Origin of the sequence: Bradyrhizobium sp. 27S5 (genome assembly GCF_037217225.1) — a bacterium.
GTDB classification, from domain to species: domain Bacteria; phylum Pseudomonadota; class Alphaproteobacteria; order Rhizobiales; family Xanthobacteraceae; genus Bradyrhizobium; species Bradyrhizobium septentrionale.
In genome coordinates this window covers 4893097-4906697 of the sequence record NZ_CP147714.1, presented here as the reverse complement: position 1 = coordinate 4906697, position 13601 = coordinate 4893097, and the positions used below count along the sequence as shown (strand labels likewise).

General features: G+C 62.5%; 15 protein-coding genes and 1 tRNA gene. 14 read left to right on the top strand and 2 right to left on the bottom strand.

Going from position 1 to position 13601, the window contains the following annotated elements; translation table 11 throughout:
• Window positions 1-119: 119 nt before the first annotated feature.
• Window positions 120-785 carry a hypothetical protein gene (locus WDM24_RS22955; RefSeq protein WP_338827028.1) on the bottom strand — a complete coding sequence of 222 codons (666 nt, stop codon included), beginning with the start codon at window positions 783-785 and terminating at the stop codon, window positions 120-122.
• A 129-nt stretch (window positions 786-914) separates the two neighbouring features.
• Here WDM24_RS22955 and makC (WDM24_RS22950) point away from each other — a divergent pair, with 129 nt between their 5' ends.
• From makC (WDM24_RS22950) to makE, 6 genes are read left to right on the top strand one after another with little or no spacing between them, the layout of a single operon-like run.
• Window positions 915-1304 carry an alpha-pore-forming tripartite toxin MakABE regulator gene (gene makC / locus WDM24_RS22950; protein WP_166296904.1) on the top strand — a complete coding sequence of 130 codons (390 nt, stop codon included), beginning with the start codon at window positions 915-917 and terminating at the stop codon, window positions 1302-1304.
• Window positions 1305-1320: 16 nt separating this feature from the next.
• A complete protein-coding gene (gene makC / locus WDM24_RS22945) occupies window positions 1321-1749 on the top strand; it encodes an alpha-pore-forming tripartite toxin MakABE regulator (protein WP_210292747.1) in 429 nt (142 codons plus the stop codon).
• 2 nt (window positions 1750-1751) lie between these two features.
• Window positions 1752-2810: an alpha-pore-forming cytotoxin subunit MakB gene (makB, locus tag WDM24_RS22940; RefSeq protein ID WP_166296902.1), complete on the top strand. Its 1059-nt coding sequence runs from the start codon at window positions 1752-1754 to the stop codon at window positions 2808-2810.
• 20 nt (window positions 2811-2830) lie between these two features.
• Window positions 2831-3955, top strand: a complete 1125-nt coding sequence (gene makA, locus WDM24_RS22935) for an alpha-pore-forming cytotoxin MakA (protein ID WP_338827026.1) — start codon at window positions 2831-2833, stop codon at window positions 3953-3955.
• A 59-nt stretch (window positions 3956-4014) separates the two neighbouring features.
• On the top strand, window positions 4015-4803 hold the full coding sequence (locus tag WDM24_RS22930) for a hypothetical protein (RefSeq protein WP_338689171.1): 789 nt from the start codon (window positions 4015-4017) through the stop codon (window positions 4801-4803).
• A 15-nt stretch (window positions 4804-4818) separates the two neighbouring features.
• Entirely contained in the window at window positions 4819-5874 is a 1056-nt protein-coding gene (gene makE / locus WDM24_RS22925; protein WP_338689169.1) for an alpha-pore-forming cytotoxin subunit MakE, read from the top strand.
• A gap of 54 nt (window positions 5875-5928) precedes the next feature.
• Here the strand turns inward: makE and WDM24_RS22920 are convergent, their stop codons facing one another.
• Window positions 5929-6405 (bottom strand): outer membrane protein assembly factor BamE, encoded by a 477-nt coding sequence (locus tag WDM24_RS22920; protein WP_224741565.1) that lies wholly within the window; start codon window positions 6403-6405, stop codon window positions 5929-5931.
• A gap of 137 nt (window positions 6406-6542) precedes the next feature.
• Between WDM24_RS22920 and WDM24_RS22915 the strand changes: the two genes are divergently transcribed.
• From WDM24_RS22915 to WDM24_RS22880, 8 genes are all read left to right on the top strand, one after another.
• The gene (locus WDM24_RS22915; protein ID WP_338827025.1) at window positions 6543-7094 is read left to right on the top strand and encodes a ubiquinol-cytochrome C chaperone family protein; all 552 of its coding nucleotides are present in this window, start codon (window positions 6543-6545) and stop codon (window positions 7092-7094) included.
• Entirely contained in the window at window positions 7091-7663 is a 573-nt protein-coding gene (locus WDM24_RS22910) for a DUF177 domain-containing protein (protein WP_338689164.1), read from the top strand. Before WDM24_RS22915 ends, WDM24_RS22910 begins: the two co-directional genes overlap by 4 nt.
• Window positions 7664-8058: 395 nt before the next feature.
• Window positions 8059-9120 carry a phosphate acyltransferase PlsX gene (gene plsX, locus WDM24_RS22905; RefSeq protein ID WP_338827024.1) on the top strand — a complete coding sequence of 354 codons (1062 nt, stop codon included), beginning with the start codon at window positions 8059-8061 and terminating at the stop codon, window positions 9118-9120.
• A complete protein-coding gene (locus WDM24_RS22900; protein ID WP_166296888.1) occupies window positions 9117-10094 on the top strand; it encodes a beta-ketoacyl-ACP synthase III in 978 nt (325 codons plus the stop codon). The genes plsX and WDM24_RS22900 overlap by 4 nt, the downstream gene beginning before the upstream one ends.
• 130 nt (window positions 10095-10224) lie before the next feature.
• Window positions 10225-10560 carry an integration host factor subunit alpha gene (locus tag WDM24_RS22895; protein ID WP_021079083.1) on the top strand — a complete coding sequence of 112 codons (336 nt, stop codon included), beginning with the start codon at window positions 10225-10227 and terminating at the stop codon, window positions 10558-10560.
• Between the two features lie 127 nt (window positions 10561-10687).
• The gene (locus tag WDM24_RS22890) at window positions 10688-11305 is read left to right on the top strand and encodes a MerR family transcriptional regulator (protein ID WP_338689152.1); all 618 of its coding nucleotides are present in this window, start codon (window positions 10688-10690) and stop codon (window positions 11303-11305) included.
• 86 nt (window positions 11306-11391) lie between these two features.
• Window positions 11392-11469, top strand: a tRNA-Pro gene (locus WDM24_RS22885).
• A 672-nt stretch (window positions 11470-12141) separates the two neighbouring features.
• Window positions 12142-13263, top strand: coding sequence for a calcium-binding protein (locus tag WDM24_RS22880; RefSeq protein ID WP_338827021.1), 1122 nt, complete (start codon window positions 12142-12144; stop codon window positions 13261-13263).
• Window positions 13264-13601 lie beyond the last annotated feature (338 nt).

Sequence of the window (13601 nt, the reverse complement as noted above, 5' to 3'; positions counted from 1 at the left end):
CATGATTTTATTTTGCAGGGAGCGTAGGCATGGCGCGGCTGTCCGGCAAGCGGACGACTTGGCGCAGCAGACTTGGCGTAGCAGACCTGGCGCAGGCCTGCTTCAGGTCGGTGGCGCGGTTACACCAGCGCGTCGGCGTTCTTGGCGAAGGCTTCGTCGTTGGTGAACGGGATTTCGCTCACCTTGATGACTTCGGTCTTGTTGCTTCCGATAATCACGATCTCCTTGAGGAAGGATCCGGGGAAAGACCCTTTCACCGTGTAGGGCTTGGTGCCTTGGCCGAGCGGACCGGTCCATCCCATCACCCTGATGGCGAGACCACCGACCCATTGCTCGTCGCGGATGAGTTTGATTCCTGATGTGAAATTCGGGGCGTTCCCCTTGACGGTGACGGAGAAGAATCCCGGCGCGCCCAAGCCCGTCCAGACATAAACGGCCTGTGCGCTATCGAAAGGTTCCGGTCCATAAAAGCCCATGACGTTGATCTCCCTGCTGAATGAAGGCTGACGAGAGCCCTTGAAGAGCCGATTGGCATGATCGGGCTCATAGCGAGCGTAGCACGAGCATCGCTGCGAGCGTGTGAATATATTGCAAGCAACTATAAATTGATTGGAGCAATCGCTCGGTCGAAGCACGACAAATCGAAATCGCGCGAAGGAGCTGCGCTGCTCTGTTTTGCTATCGCAGCGTTGCATTGGTTTTAAATTGAGCGCGCATGTGAAGCCGATGACCAACTTTTCGTGTTGAACAAGAATCGTTCTTGCGCTCAGCCTCTGTGCATGCATACTACCTCAGGGTGTAACTACCTAGAGAAGTATTTTCTAACAAATAAAGCCGAAAATTGTAACAGTGCCTTGCTGCCAAGCGATTGGCGCGGGCGCTAACGACACCTCGTATTTTTGGATTGGACAGCGATGGGAACAGTCGACGCACTGATCGTTGTTGATACCGAGGGCGCGCTCTCCAGCGGATCGGCTGTCGACAATTCATTTCTGGTTGACAACAACGGCTATCTCGGGTCGTGGAACGAGGGAACGCCGACGCTCAACACGGTCGTGCAGGACGGCCAGGTCGTGAACTGGAGCGTCACTCCCGTCAGCCCCACGGGCCAGGTGTCGATCACCGGCTTCTCCGGTCAAATGATCTCCACGTCGGTCTGCAAGCCGGCTCCGCAGGTGGGCAACCCGGATGTGTGGTCCGGCCGGGTCGAATCCCACGGTCAATTCGCGTCCCTTTCTTACACGATCGCCCTGTCGATCGGTGGAAGGTCAATGACGCTCAACTCATCCATCAAGATCGTCTAACGCAGGGAGCAGCAGCGTGAGTGCAGATAAAACAGAGCGTGCAGCAGCCGCATTGAGTCAAGTCGATGTGTTGATCGTGGCGGATGTCGAAGGCGCGCTCGCCTCCGGCAACCTTCAGGACAACGTATATATGATCGACACCAACAAACACGCGGGCTCGGGCAGCGAAGGGCAGGCGGAGCTCTACACCGCGGTCAAGGACGGTCAGGTCCTCAACTGGAGCGTGGTCGGGGTGTCGCCATCCAGCGACGTGAACATCACCCAGTTCACCGGCCAGATGATCAACGACAAGATCTGCGTTCCGCAGTCGGTGACCACGCCCGACGGCACCTATTGGTCCGGCCGGGTCGAAGCCCAGGGCTTCAAGGGCAACCAGCAATATTCCTGCGTGCTGACCATGGACGGCAAGGCCATGACCTTCGATCCATTCCTGAAGATATCCTGACCATGCTGAGCCCATCGATCAACGTCGCGAACAGCCTGCTGGCCCAGGCGTTCAACGAGATATTGCGGCTCGACAGCTATTCGATCAGCGCGAGCGGCACGACCATCGGCGTGCTGGTGAAGGACCCCGACTGGCTGGCGCCGGTGCGCAACCGGGTCGGCATGTTGGGGCAGGCCGGCGCGAAATGGATCGAGGACAAGCCCTCGGTCTGGGGACCGGTGCTGACGCAGTTCAGCAACTATGGCAGCGCCTTCGCCGGCGTGGCCGATGCCAAGGCCACCACAAGCGATCAGTGGATCAAGTTGCTGAAGGAGGTTCTGCTCAGCCAGCTCAACAAGTCGATCGACGCCACGAACATCGCGGCGACGGCGCTGCAAGGCCACTATCAGGCTTTCAAGAACATCCAGCCGTTGCTGGAGAGCAGCATCAATGCGGGGTGGGCCGAGCTGCAGGACGAAGAGCAGCAGATGGTCAAGATCGCCGCGCAGCTCACGCGTCTGGAGGATCTGGTCGGCTCGCTCCAGGATTCCATCACCGCGGGCGACATCAGCACCGGCCAGAGCGTGGTCACGACTACGGTGAAGACACTCTACAACGTCGCCACCGGGGTCGGCGAATCCTTCTCCTTCCTCGGGATGGCCGCCGCCGCCTTCACCGTCGGAAAATTCTATTACGACATCATCACCAAGACCGCCGAAGTCGGCGAGACCTTGCAGCAGATCGCCAAGCTCCAGATCGAGGCGAGCCAGGAGGCACAGGCAGCCGCCGGCACCAAGCTCGTGCTGCGGCTGCTCTACAATCTCGAGCTGACATTCGGACGCATCGTCGACGTGATGCCCCAAATCGTGACGATGTGGAGCACCGAGCGCGACAAGGTGCAGCAGGCGATCCAGGCGCTTCAAGCCGGCGCCGACCCGGCGACCTATTTCGACATCTTCACCATCCCGATCGCGAACGCGAACTGGCAGGCGATCAGCAAGTTCGCAATCGCAATACCGGCGACCAAGACCACGGTCGGGCCGCCGGTGACGCTGGACCCGCAGCATCCGATCGCAACCTAGCACCGCGCAGGAGAGAGATCATGATGGCACTAGCAAAACTGAAAGTAAAAGCAGCGCCGAAATTGGCGGCGACCACCAAGCTCGAGACCCAAACCCAATCGGCCTTCGTGATCTTGTCATTGATCACCCAGGCGTGTCACGGCATCCTGAACACGGTGTTCGTGCCGCCGTCGCCCAAGCCGAGTTGGTTCGACGACCTCAACAGCAAGCTCGACGTCGCCAAGACGCACGCGCAGGACTGGATCGACAATATCGGGCCCAGCGTCACCGGCGGCGTTCCGGTGCAGGTCATCAACTACGGCACGACCTATTCGGCCGTCACCGGCACGATCCAGTCGATCGTTAACGCACACCCGGACGCACAAGGCGCCGACAACCCCTACGTCAAGCAGGTTCATGAGCTGGTCGCCGCGCTGGAGCAGTCGGTGCAGGTCATCGTCACCAATGCCAACACCACACAGACGCTGATGAAGAACTGGGGCGACCTGATGCAGGCGTCGCACGACGCCCTGACCTCGGGTGCGGTCAGCATTCAGAAGGCGGAAGCGGATCTGAGCGCCGACATCAGCAAGATGAACGAAGCGATCAAGGTGCTCAACGACACCATTCATAACGAGAATATCGCGATCGCGGCGTCCGCTGGCGGCATCGCCATTGGATTGCTTCTCCTGGTGGTGGGTATCGCGCTCGCGCCTGAAACGGGCGGCGCCAGCCTCCTTGTTGCCGGCACCGGCGGCTTGCTGGTCGTCGGCGGCGCCGTGACGTGGGGCGTCATGCAGAGCAAGATCAACAAGCAATTCGACGAGATCGCCCAGGACCAGAAGGAGCTGGACGACGACAAGCGCCAGATGGTCGCCCTGCAGGGGCTGGGCTCCGCCTCGAGCCAGGCGATCCAGTACATCACCGACGCCAGCAACGCGCTGTCCGACTTCCGCACCAGCTGGACTGTGTTCCAGGGCGAACTGCAGGGCGTGCTGGCGAAGCTTGAATCGGCTGAAGCGGCGCTCAGCACCATCGTGGCGGGTGCTTTCACCACCGCTGCAGCCTCGGAATGGGCCGATGCGACGTCGTTTGCGCAGGGGCTGGTCAATGCCCCGGTTTCATATCCGGCCAAGGAACTGGCGATGGACGGCAAAGCCGCTTGATCATCTCGCGGGCACCGCCGCCTGCCGGCGGTGCCCGCCTTGCTTGAAAGGAATTCGTCATGTCGAACGACAAGCCAGGCGGCGAACCGGATGTGGGCGGCCTGGGCAGGCTAACTTCTGCGTGCAAGGCGACCTTCGAGGGTCTCGCCGCGGTCACTGCAGCCTGCCATGGTTTGCTCAACGCGCCGCTGATCCAGCCGTCGCCAAAACCCGACTGGTTCGACGACCTCAACAGCAAGCTCGATGCCGCCAAGGCGCAGGCGCAGGACTGGATCGACAATATCGGGCCTGATGTCACCGGCGAAGTTCTGGTGCTGGTCATCAACCACGGCACGACGTTTTCGGCGATCTCTTCACAGGTCAGCTCGATTGCGGCTGATCATCCGGATGCGCAGGGCGCAGGCGATCCCTTCGTTGAAATCGGGCTCGAACTCACCGGCCCACTGGATCAGTCATTGCACGTAACCGTCGCCGGCCTCGAAACGAGGCTCGCAACGATCAGTGCATGGGGAGAGACCATGCATGCCCGCGATGCTGCGCTGCGCGCGGCGGCGGACCAATCGCCTGACGCAAAGGCCGCGGCGGCGCTTGCGCTGTCTGCCGCCGAGCAGGTGCTGGGCTCGACCGGCGATGCACTGACGCGTCTGCGTGAGCTCATCGGTGCCTGGGGCGCGCTTCGGGACGCGATGGGCGATGCATTGGCGGAGCTTAGGGCCGGCAAGGTCACGCTGGGCACGTTCGCGGCCGACACTTTCGGCGCGGCCACGCAGGCCGAATGGGCCGCTGCCACGCAGTTCGCGCAGAAGCTGGCGACCGCTTCGATCGGAATCCCCGGCAGGGCCGCGTAACAGAGGGGAGACGAGATGCCTTTCAGCGGTGCGGCGACGAATGCGGAGATCGACGCGAGCATGGGCGCGATCGTGCTGCTCAACTCGTCCTGCCAGGCGGTGATCGAGGCCGAGATCGCGGAGGTCGCTTCCCCCTGGTACGATCAGCTCGACCAGGAGCTCGGCGCCGCCGAGAACCTGGTCGTCGGCTGGCGCCGCAGCGGAGTGCTGTATTTCCAGACCGACATCCTCGATACGATTGCCGCCGCCGGGCAGGCGTTTGTCGCGGCAGCGCCGCAGATCGACGCTCTGTTTGCCGCACTCGAGCAACGCTTCTCGGCCGGCGGCAAGGCCGAACTGATCACCGCGATGCAGGCGCTTGAGCCGCCGATCCAGGCCATGATCGGACAGATCGCGGACTATCTCGGCAAGCTCCAGACGTTCGAGCAGGCGATGCTGCAGGCCGACCAGGCGATGCGCAACACGGTCGGGCAGGTACAGGCCCAGGAGCAGCAGATTCAGGGCGAGATCGATGCGATCAACAACCAGATCAAACTGCTCAACGTGCAAATCCAGACCGACCGCGAGGCGATCGCACGGGCGAAAGCCGCGCGCACGCGCGGCATCATCGAAACCATCTTCGGTGTCGTGTTCGCGCCGCTGACCGGCGGCGCGTCGCTGATCCTGGCCGGTATCGGCGTGGCCTCGATCGCCGAAGCCGAGGGCCAGATCAATGCCATGCAATCGGAGATATCAGGCTATCAGCAGAAGATCGCCTCTGATCAGTCGGCGCTCACCGACGATCAAAGGATCGTCGCAACGCTGGGCGCGCTGACCATGAGCACCGGGCTCGTGCTGAGCGATATGGCGATGATCGAAAACGCGCTTGATTCGCTCCGGACCGGCTGGACCGCTCTGGACGGCGAGCTCGGCGGCGTGATCGCCAAGCTGCAGGCCGCGACGTCGGCGGCAGACCTCATCGTCAGTCAGGCCTGGTACACCGCTGCTTGCACCGAGTGGAATTTGATCGACAGCCACGTCGCCGACCTTACCGGGCGGCAGATCGACACCAGCCGGGTGAGAATTGGTTGAGCGTCCGGGACTTGAGCATCCCGGACTTGGGCGGGGCGCGATAGCTGATTCCGGTCAGTTGAAGCTCAGCAGCTTGAAGAGCGGTGTCAGGTAGGACATTTCCTGGCCCGACGTCGGCGTGGTGCGGCTGACGAAGTCGAAGATCTTGCCGTCCTTGAGGCCGTAATTGGCGAGCCGGCGCACCTGGCGGTTCTTGTCGAAATAGACCGCGATCACGCGCTGGTCGACCACCCGCTGGTTCATGAAGGCGACCGGGCGCGAGGTCCGCTGCGAGATGTAATAGAACACCTCGCCGTCCAGTGTTGCGACGGTCGAGGGCGTGCCGAGCACGATCAGCACCTGATCCTGGCTCGCGCCGATCGGGATCTGCTCGAGCGCCCCTTCAGGCAGGATATAGCCCTTCTGGAATTGTTCGCCGGCGCAGCCGCCGAGGGCGGCGCAGACCAGGCCAATGACGGCGATCGCGCGAAAGCGCGTGAAAAACCCGCGCGCGGAAGCGGCGCGAGACTGTCGTGGAAGAGTGTGGTTCATCGGCGGAACTGATCCGTCCCCTTGCATCGGCCGTGGCATTGACGTACCGGGCAGCTCAATGGATTGCAATCATGCCGCGCTCCAATGGGCGACCGCTCAACAGGTGTCCTTTGGGGGGCCGGCAGCCGGAACCCGTCATGCTTTGGCCGTTCAATCACTTCAGAAGACCCCCGGTGCCCGCGCGCAGCACCATTGAGACCATCTATGGCATGATCGTGACGCAGGCGCGAGAACCGTTATTTTACCGTGACTTGGGCGTTCCCGACACGGTTAACGGCCGTTTTGACCTGCTTCTGATGCATCTCTGGCTGGTGCTGCGGCGATTAAAGTCCGCCGAGGGCGGCGTCGCGCTGTCGCAAGCGCTGTTCGATCATTTCTGCATCGACATGGACGACAACCTGCGGGAAATGGGTATCGGCGACCTCACGGTGCCCAAGCGCATGCAGGCGTTCGGCGAGGCCTTCTATGGCCGCACCGCAGCCTATGACCTGGCGCTGACCGACAGCGAGGAGGCCCTGGCCCAGTCGTTCTGCAAGAACATCCACAACGGCCAGAATATCGACCAGGCGCGCGAACTGGCCGCCTATGCCGGGGAGGCAATGGCGGTGCTTGATCACACCGACCTCGCGGCGCTGACCGAGGGCGCGTGGCGCTTTCCCGCGCCGCAGGCTGCGGGGACGGCGGCATGAGCGGCGGGACCACAGGACGGCCCGATGCCGTGCGGGACCCTTGGCGCGTTCTCGTCAATGTCGCGCAAATCCCGGAGACCGGTCTGCATCGCGAGATCGTGGCCGACGAGGCGGTGCGCAAGGCGATGGCCGAGGCCGCGGAGTTGCGCGAGGTGATCTCGGCGCACGCGACGTTCGATCTGCAGCCCAAGCGCGACGGCAGCTGCCACGTCACCGGCAGGGTTTTGGCGAAGGTCGGGCAGACCTGCGTGGTGACGCTCGATCCGATCGAGAACGAGATCGATGAAGAGATCGATGTGATGTTCGCGCCGCCCGAGCAGATCCCGGAGATGGCCGACCTGGTCGACGACGCCGAGGCCGGCGATGAGGAAACGCCGGATCCGCCGGAGCCGATCACAGGCGGCTTCATCGACATCGGCCGGCTCGCCACCGATGCGCTGTTTCTCGGCATAGACCCGTATCCGCGCAAGGTGGATGCGGTGTTTGAACAGGAGGTTGAAGCCCCTGATCCGGAAAATCATCCCTTTGCCGCGCTGAAAGCGCTGAAGGAAAAGCCTAACGGCAAGTAGCCCAAGGGCAGTTGAGGGCGGCTAAGGGCAGCTTTTTTGTTTTGACGCGTTTTCTTCACGCGAACCGGGATCCACTTCGCTCGAAAACGCTCTGAAGCCACATTTGAGGGGATGGCTTGCTTGCACGGCTTCGCGAGGGATGTCGGTGGTCACTTCAAATAAATGTCGCAATGCGTTGAAATATAATATATTTCTGGTATGTTTGGATGTGTTGCGTGACGGGTTTGACGGCTCGGTCGTTTGCGGTCAAGAGGTTGTGTCGGACCGCGGAAACGCTATTGTCGCGGCCCGGCCGGGACGCGAATTGGTGTTTGGCCGCGCGCCGTTGACAGCGGTGACTTCAAGCTCGCGGCCTGCGTTGAAGGGCTGTGGGAGAGCAGGTTTCCGGGACGTTCATGCCTCAAAAGGTTCGAATCGCGCTTGACGCCATGGGGGGCGATGTCGGCGCATCGGTGGTCATTCCCGGCGCCGCGATCTCATTGAGCCGTCATCCCGGCAGTGAATTCCTGCTGGTCGGAGACCGGGCCCAGATCGAGCCGGAACTCGCGAAGCATCCTGCGCTCAAGGCAGTATCGAAGGTGATCCATACCGACGTCGCCGTGAAGAATGACGAGAAGCCGAGCCAGGCGCTGCGGCGGACCCGCAGGGCGTCGTCGATGTGGCTGGCGATCGATGCGGTGAAGCATGGCGAGGCCGACGTCGCGGTCTCCGCCGGCAACTCCGGCGCCTTGATGGCGATGGGCAGCATCAATTTGCGGACGCTGCCCGGCGTCGACCGCCCGGCGCTCGCCGCGGTGTGGCCGACGCTGCGCGGCGATTCGGTGGTGCTCGATCTCGGCGCCTCGATCGGCGGCGACGCCCACCATCTGGCGACGCTCGCGGTGATGGGCAGCGCGATGGCGAGCGTGCTGTTCAACCTCGAACGGCCGAGCGTCGGCCTGCTCAATATCGGGTCCGAAGAGATCAAGGGGCACGGCGAAATCCGCGAGGCGGCCGAGATGCTGCGCGCGATGAACTCGAACCAGTTCGACTATATCGGCTTTGTCGAGGGCGACGCGATCGGCAAGGGGCTCGCCGACGTCATCGTGTCGGAAGGCTTCAGCGGCAATATCGCGCTCAAGGCCGCCGAGGGAACCGCGCGCCAGATGTTCACGCTGCTGCGCGAGGCGATGTCGTCGAGCTGGCTGGCGCGGATCGGCTATCTGCTTGCCCGCGGCGCGTTCCAGAAGCTGCGCGACAAGCTCGATCCCAACAAGTCGAATGGCGGCCTGCTGCTCGGCCTGAACGGCGTGGTGGTCAAGAGCCATGGCGGCATCAACGCGGAAGGCTTTGCCTATGCGGTGGATGTTGGCTATGAGATGGCCCACTACGATCTCCTCACCAAGATCAATCAGATGCTCAACCGCGACGGCAGCGCCCTGGTAAAGGCGCCGACCGCGCAGGAGGCTGTCTCGTGACTGCGATACGTTCGGTAGTGCTCGGCTGCGGCTCATATTTGCCGGAGCGGGTTTTGACCAATGCCGAACTGGCCAGCCGGATCGACACGTCGGATGACTGGATCGTGCAGCGCACCGGCATCAGCGAGCGCCATATCGCCGCAGATGACGAGTTCACCTCGCATCTCGCGATCAATGCGGCGCGCGCCGCGCTCGCCGATGCCAACATCGACGCCCAGTCGATCGACCTGATCGTGCTGGCGACCTCGACGCCCGACAACACCTTTCCGGCCACCGCGGTCGCGGTCCAGCACGGGCTCGGCATCAACCATGGCGTGGCCTTCGACCTGCAGGCGGTGTGCTCGGGCTTCGTCTTTGCGCTGACCACCGCCGACAATTTCCTGCGTGCCGGCCACCACAAGCGGGCGCTGGTGATCGGTGCCGAGACCTTCTCGCGCATCCTCGACTGGAACGACCGCGGCACCTGCGTGCTGTTCGGCGATGGCGCCGGCGCGGTCGTGCTGGAGGCCCAGGAGCATTCCGGCACGATCAGCGATCCCGGCGTGTTGACGACGCATCTGCGTTCCGACGGGCGCCACAAGTCGAAGCTGTACGTCGATGGCGGCCCCGGCTCGACCAGGACGGTCGGATATCTCCGGATGGAGGGCCGCGAGGTGTTCAAGCACGCCGTCGGCATGATCACCGATGTGATCGTCGATGCGTTCAACGCCACCGGCTTTACCGCCGACGACATCACCTGGTTCATTCCGCATCAGGCCAACAAGCGAATCATCGACGCATCGGCCCACAAGCTGCATATTGCGCCGCAGAAGGTGGTCTTGACCGTCGACAAGCACGGCAACACGTCGGCGGCCTCGATCCCGCTGGCGCTGTCGGTCGCCGTTAAGGACGGACGCGTCAAGAAGGGCGATCTGGTGCTGTTTGAGGCGATGGGCGGCGGCTTCACCTGGGGCTCGGCGCTCGTGCGCTGGTAGCGCGTCATTAAAGAGTGCCAACAGGTTGCCGGTATCTTTCCGGCGTCCGGATGCTGGTCGCTGTTGACCATTGCGCGCTAAGCTTTTAATTTCAGTCAAGAAATTGTTCGCCGAGAGTGCGGGGCAGGCGATGACCACGGGAACCGGAAAAACAGTGACGCGTGTCGATTTGTGTGAGGCGGTCTACCAAAAGGTAGGCTTGTCGCGCACGGAATCGTCGGCATTTGTCGAGTTGGTATTGAAGGAAATCACCGATTGCCTTGAAAAAGGCGAGACGGTGAAGCTGTCGTCATTCGGCTCCTTCATGGTGCGCAAGAAGGGCCAGCGTATCGGGCGTAATCCAAAGACCGGCACCGAGGTGCCGATCTCGCCGCGGCGGGTGATGGTGTTCAAGCCGTCGGCGATCCTGAAGCAGCGGATCAATGGCCATGCCGTCACCAATGGCGACGGCAGCAAGGCCGACTAGAGCGTTTTCAAGCGAAGTGGATACCGGTTCGCGTGAAGAAAACGCGCCAAAACTAGAATCTGGAGCTCCGTTCCGATTCAATCGGAACGGAAAGGGTTCTAGCCATTGAGGCGAGAGGAGCGGGCATTTGGACAAGGCGCCGGATGCGTTCCGTACCATCAGCGAAGTCGCTGACGAGCTTGATATTCCCCAGCATGTGCTGAGGTTCTGGGAAACGCGCTTCGCGCAGATCAAGCCGATGAAGCGCAGCGGCGGCCGCCGCTATTATCGCCCTGACGACGTCGACCTGCTCAAGGGCATCCGCCGGCTACTCTACGGCGAGGGCTACACCATCCGCGGCGTGCAGCGGATCCTGAAGGAGCATGGCATCAAGTCGGTGCAAGGCATCGCCGACCAGACCGCGGCGGTCTCGTTCGGCGCGGTCGAGGAGGCGGTCGGCAACAGCATGGCCGAGCCCGACGAGCTCGAGAGCAATGACGGCCTCGATTTCGACGGCGAGGAGGGCGACGGCGACGAGCAGGGAATCGACTACCGATTCGTCGATCCCGACGAGGATCCGATCCTGTCGACCTACAAGGCGCACGCCCATCCGGGCAAGGCGTCCGCGCAGCCGGGTAAGGCGTCGGCTGCGGCGCCGCCGGTGCGCCCCTCCGTTCCGTCGGCCGATCGCGAGCGGCTCGAACGCGTGCTGCAGGAACTGGTCGCCTGCCGGCAGATGATCGATGCCGCGATGAAGGATGGCTGAGCCCGGGGAACCGGGGTCCCGATTGCAGCCCTGAAAGGCCTGCTTTGCCTTGCGCGAACGCAGGATCGCAGCTAATGGAACGGCATCGGAGCGTGGCGCAGCCCGGTTAGCGCACTAGTCTGGGAGACTAGGGGTCGGAGGTTCAAATCCTCTCGCTCCGACCATTTTACTCAATACATTCTGTGGCGGATCGGGGCGGGCGGTACAAAGCTGCCCGTTGCCAATTGTTCGCCAATTTTTTCGTCCGCCGTTCCGGGCGCTCTGCGTCGTTCGATTGTTAGGGTTCATCACCCCGCCGCCTACCATCGGTGATGAGATCGCCCGGTTAGCAGCGCAAATGCAAAGGCGGCGTTGTTTCAAGCAATCACAATCGCTGCAAGACCGTTTGGCTGACGAAGCGATACGTCTGCGCGCGCACGCCGCGGCTCAATGACGCACAGCGCCGTGTCGACGATCCAGCAAAGCGCCTCGGCGATCGCGGGCTGGTGCGCTGGTCACGGCGAGCAGGGTTGCGGCATTCAGCAATTATCGTGGAAATTGAAGTCGTTGGCGCCAACCGCGTCCGCCTCCTCGCAGGCTTGTGCGAGCTGCGCGGGATCCAGTGGAAGGCCGGTCGCGCGGTGGTCGTCAGGTTGGGGTAGCCCGGGTGGGCATCTCCGTTGGCGCCCTTTCTCAATACTATGAAATCGCGCTCCAGCTGGAGCGCTCGTCATCGAGGCGACTTTGGCGCTCGCCGCTTAGCTCTTTAAGGCGCCAGAGCGTTCTCGATTGCGAGGTTCGCGAAGCCGGAAGCACAACGTCGCCTCGACGAGAGCCAGTATTCAGGGAAGTCAAACATGCCCGTATTCTACGGAGATAGCACCGACAACAGCGTCACCTCTGCAAGCAATTTTGACGCGCTCTATGGCGGCCAGGGCAACGACACACTGGCAAGCAGCATTGCCGGCTCCGACTATTGGGAGGGCGGCCAGGGCGACGATTTCTTGACGGCGCAATGGAGCAGTCTGGCCTACGGCGAGATGTATGGCGGCGCTGGCAATGACTGGATTCAGGGTGGCAATACCGCCAGCACGTCGTTCGAGTACGGCGGCAACGGCGACGACTATGTTCAGGATGGCGGCACGCTGACGACGCAGTCCCACTACATCGACGGTGGTGTCGGGCGCGACGCTCTGTATGGCTCGGCCGGCAGCGATACGATTTATGGCGGCGAGGGCAACGAAAGCGGAGCGAACATCCTTGTGGCCTCCGGCACCTCCGTAGCACCGGGCCTCTATGGCAACGGCGGCAACGACGTCCTGGTGGCCGGCGGCGGCGACGACCTGCTCTTCGGTGGCGACGGCAATGACGTGCTGTTCGGAGGCGGAGGCAACGACACGTCGTTCGGCGGCAACGGCAACGATACGCTGGTGGGAGACGACGGCGTCGATCTGCTCGAAGGCGACGCCGGCGACGACTGGATCTACATGAGCGTCGGTGACGGCGGCACCGCCTACGGCGGAGCAGGCAACGACGTCATCGTCGCCAATGGCCGCGCGGTCGAGATCGGCGACGACGGCAACGACGTCATGTACGGCCAGGCCGGCAACGATTATTTCTACGGCGGCAATGGCGACGACGTCATGTATGGCGGTGACGGCGTCGACGTTCTCATCGGCGGTGCCGGCAACGACTATTTCGATGGCGGCACCGGCGTGAACTACTATTTCGGCGGCGGCGGCAACAATACGTTCGTCTCCCGGAGAGCGCCGGGTGTCCAGGTGGTCCAGGACTGGAACGTTGCCACGGATACCGTGCAGTTCACTGGCAGCGGCTTCAGTTCGTTCGCCGATGTGCTGGCACACTCCTACCAGAACGGCGCGTACTTCGTTATTCAGGTCGACGGCGCCACCGCGGTCTGGCTTAACGGTGCGACCGCAGGCACGGTCACCGCGGCGGACTTCAACATTCTGTCGTAGTTGCGTTCGGTCGAACGGTGCGGCGCTTTCGGGCGGGCTGTCTGCGGTGAGCACTCGTTCCGCAGACGGTATGCAGGGTTGTTCGCCAGCCGTTTCTTTGTGCAGCCCGTTCAAGTGTCCAGCCCATCGCGTGGCCCGTTTCATGCTTTCCATCAATCAAATGGAGGGCTGATAGTGATCGCTGAACACTTCCTGGTCTGGGCTGCAATGCTGGGTATTGCGGCTTTTCTGGCCTTCCAGTCGCCCGGGCGAGGCCATGGATAGGTCACCGCGCTGAGCGGCGAGGCTGTTGCCCGACCCGGTCGGGTGCCTGGAGCGTTTTCGAGCGAAGTGGCTAC

Bases quoted from the DNA above. Each gene is read 5' to 3' on its own strand.
- makB (WP_166296902.1), top strand. From the start codon at position 1,752: ATGCTGAGCCCATCGATCAACGTCGCGAACAGCCTGCTGGCCCAGGCG.
- plsX (WP_338827024.1), top strand. From the start codon at position 8,059: ATGCCTCAAAAGGTTCGAATCGCGCTTGACGCCATGGGGGGCGATGTC.
- WDM24_RS22955 (WP_338827028.1), bottom strand. From the start codon at position 785: ATGCATGCACAGAGGCTGAGCGCAAGAACGATTCTTGTTCAACACGAA.
- makA (WP_338827026.1), top strand. From the start codon at position 2,831: ATGATGGCACTAGCAAAACTGAAAGTAAAAGCAGCGCCGAAATTGGCG.
- WDM24_RS22880 (WP_338827021.1), top strand. From the start codon at position 12,142: ATGCCCGTATTCTACGGAGATAGCACCGACAACAGCGTCACCTCTGCA.
- makE (WP_338689169.1), top strand. From the start codon at position 4,819: ATGCCTTTCAGCGGTGCGGCGACGAATGCGGAGATCGACGCGAGCATG.
- WDM24_RS22895 (WP_021079083.1), top strand. From the start codon at position 10,225: ATGACCACGGGAACCGGAAAAACAGTGACGCGTGTCGATTTGTGTGAG.
- WDM24_RS22910 (WP_338689164.1), top strand. From the start codon at position 7,091: ATGAGCGGCGGGACCACAGGACGGCCCGATGCCGTGCGGGACCCTTGG.
- WDM24_RS22920 (WP_224741565.1), bottom strand. From the start codon at position 6,405: ATGAACCACACTCTTCCACGACAGTCTCGCGCCGCTTCCGCGCGCGGG.
- makC (WP_166296904.1), top strand. From the start codon at position 915: ATGGGAACAGTCGACGCACTGATCGTTGTTGATACCGAGGGCGCGCTC.
- WDM24_RS22915 (WP_338827025.1), top strand. From the start codon at position 6,543: ATGCTTTGGCCGTTCAATCACTTCAGAAGACCCCCGGTGCCCGCGCGC.
- WDM24_RS22930 (WP_338689171.1), top strand. From the start codon at position 4,015: ATGTCGAACGACAAGCCAGGCGGCGAACCGGATGTGGGCGGCCTGGGC.